Annotated in this window: 1 protein-coding gene and 1 pseudogene; both read right to left on the bottom strand. The window is 49.4% G+C overall.

Features of this window, described 5'->3' with window-relative positions; genetic code table 11:
* Positions 1-1,028: pseudogene (locus tag RMO35_RS18975) on the bottom strand (Ig-like domain-containing protein); the annotation flags it as partial.
* 116 nt (positions 1,029-1,144) lie between these two features.
* On the bottom strand, positions 1,145-1,909 hold the full coding sequence (locus RMO35_RS18980) for a TIGR03943 family putative permease subunit (RefSeq protein WP_309743141.1): 765 nt from the start codon (positions 1,907-1,909) through the stop codon (positions 1,145-1,147).
* Between the last annotated feature and the right edge of the window lie 10 nt (positions 1,910-1,919).

Raw genomic sequence — 1,919 nt, forward strand, 5'->3', positions numbered from 1 at the left:
GCAGTACCATCGGTAGCGAAGCCCAGAACACTGCTAAATTCTGGCGAAAAGTCTAGGTTATTACCTGGGGTTGGTGTCAAGGGTAAAATCGAAATCCCTTGTTGTTCGACGGCGGCGGCGACGGCGCTACTATCTGGGGTAATGGCAAAATCACCACTTTGTCTGAGTTTGAGCGGAGCGGCAGATTTGTCTAGAGTGACAACCCACAAGGCAAAGTCACTGGGCTTTTTTCGATTCACTCTTTGGACGACGACTTTATTTCCATCGGGGGAGAGATCGAATTTGACATTTTGATACTCGCGACTGTCGAGGACTAATTCAGCTTTGCCAGGAGTGACAATTTGCCGTTGGCGCAGCAGCTCCGGTGACGCATCGAGACTGAGGTCGCGCGGGGGAAGTCCGGTCGTAATACTATAGACTTGCTGACTGGAAATTGCGGGTTGCCCATTTGCCAAAGTTTGAGGATCGGTAGCGGTAAAAACGATTTTTTGGCTATTGCGATCGAGCTTATAATCTGTCACTACTAAATTTTCAGGAGTGACAATTTGGGAGGTTTTAGTTTGGAAATTGTAAATAACAATCCGACCGCGATCGGTCGTGCCGCTGCTAATATAAGCAAACATTCGATCTGGCGTCTGAAACTCGCCGCTAAATGGCACGATTTCCTTACCGCTAGTCTTCCCAATTAGCTCTCTAGCCCCTTGGAGACTGACTTGATATGTCTTGCCATATTGAGCTGGATTAGTCAGCGTATATGCCATTCTAGACCCCGCCCAGCTAATTTTCCCCGGCAGTGGCGGCGTAATTTGGAGTTGCTTGGCAACAGTCGGTCGATCGATCTGGCGGTTGAAAGTCAAGGTAAAGGCGATGTCATCCGCCCCAATCCGTCGGTTTTGCCAATTGAAGTCGCGGACTTGCGGCAACGTACGATCGCCACTCCACAATAAAATCGCGATCGCCATACTCAATCCCACCATCCAAATGATGGCAATGCGATCGATCGGTTGTGATGGTTTGCTAGAGTTCATGGGAGATGGGAGAGGTAATAGGGGTAAGAGGTAAGAGGTAATAGGTAAGAGGTAATATCGATAGTCACTAACTCCTGTCCTCTACTATCTCCCATCTCCCATCTCCCATCTCCCATCTACTCCTGATAAGGATTCTTCGGCGCGGGGATAGACTTGAGTTCATTAGCTTCGATGACTAATTGACGGCTACCAGCAAAGGTTTCGACGATCGCGGTGCCTTTGACTTGGAGCCAGCTATCTTGGGAATAGGTTTCGCGAGTACCGTTGAACTTGACTAGCATTGAGACTGGGTAGGCATCTGCGGCGCAACAGGTAATCACGAATCGCGATAGCATCAGGTAGTTCGGTGGGAGTTCTTTGGAGTAGAAGATAAAGCCGTTGATATTGGCTTTTTGACCCAGATAGGCGTCGGGTTCGGGATAATTATTGAGCGTTCGGACCCAATCTACCAAGGTTTTGGATTCCGATCGGACGTTGGTACGGAAGGCTTGGGTTTGGCTGCGGGTGACTGTTACCGATTCACCAGTCACTCCGCGCTGAATTGCGGCTTGACTAGTAAATATTTTGGGGGTAATAATCAATCCCGCGATCGCGGTACCCAAGAGTAACATGGTGGTAATAACTGGTGGTAGTAAACTACTGTGCAGTTCTGGCGGTGCGACAATTTTACCGCGATAGAGTCGCCAGCTCTGCCATAGCCCGATCGCGAGTAGGCAGCCGCCTGTAATCGTGACTAGTGGGTAATAGCTGGGATGGATCAGAATGTAGAGCGTACCATCGATCGCGTATTTGAGCAGCAAAATACCCCAAGCGGTAACTGCCGTAATCTCTAACCACGACTTACGCAGACTGGAGCGAGCAGTTGGGGGATTAACTGACATGGAAGTTTAC

The organism is Chamaesiphon sp. OTE_20_metabat_361 (genome assembly GCF_031364565.1).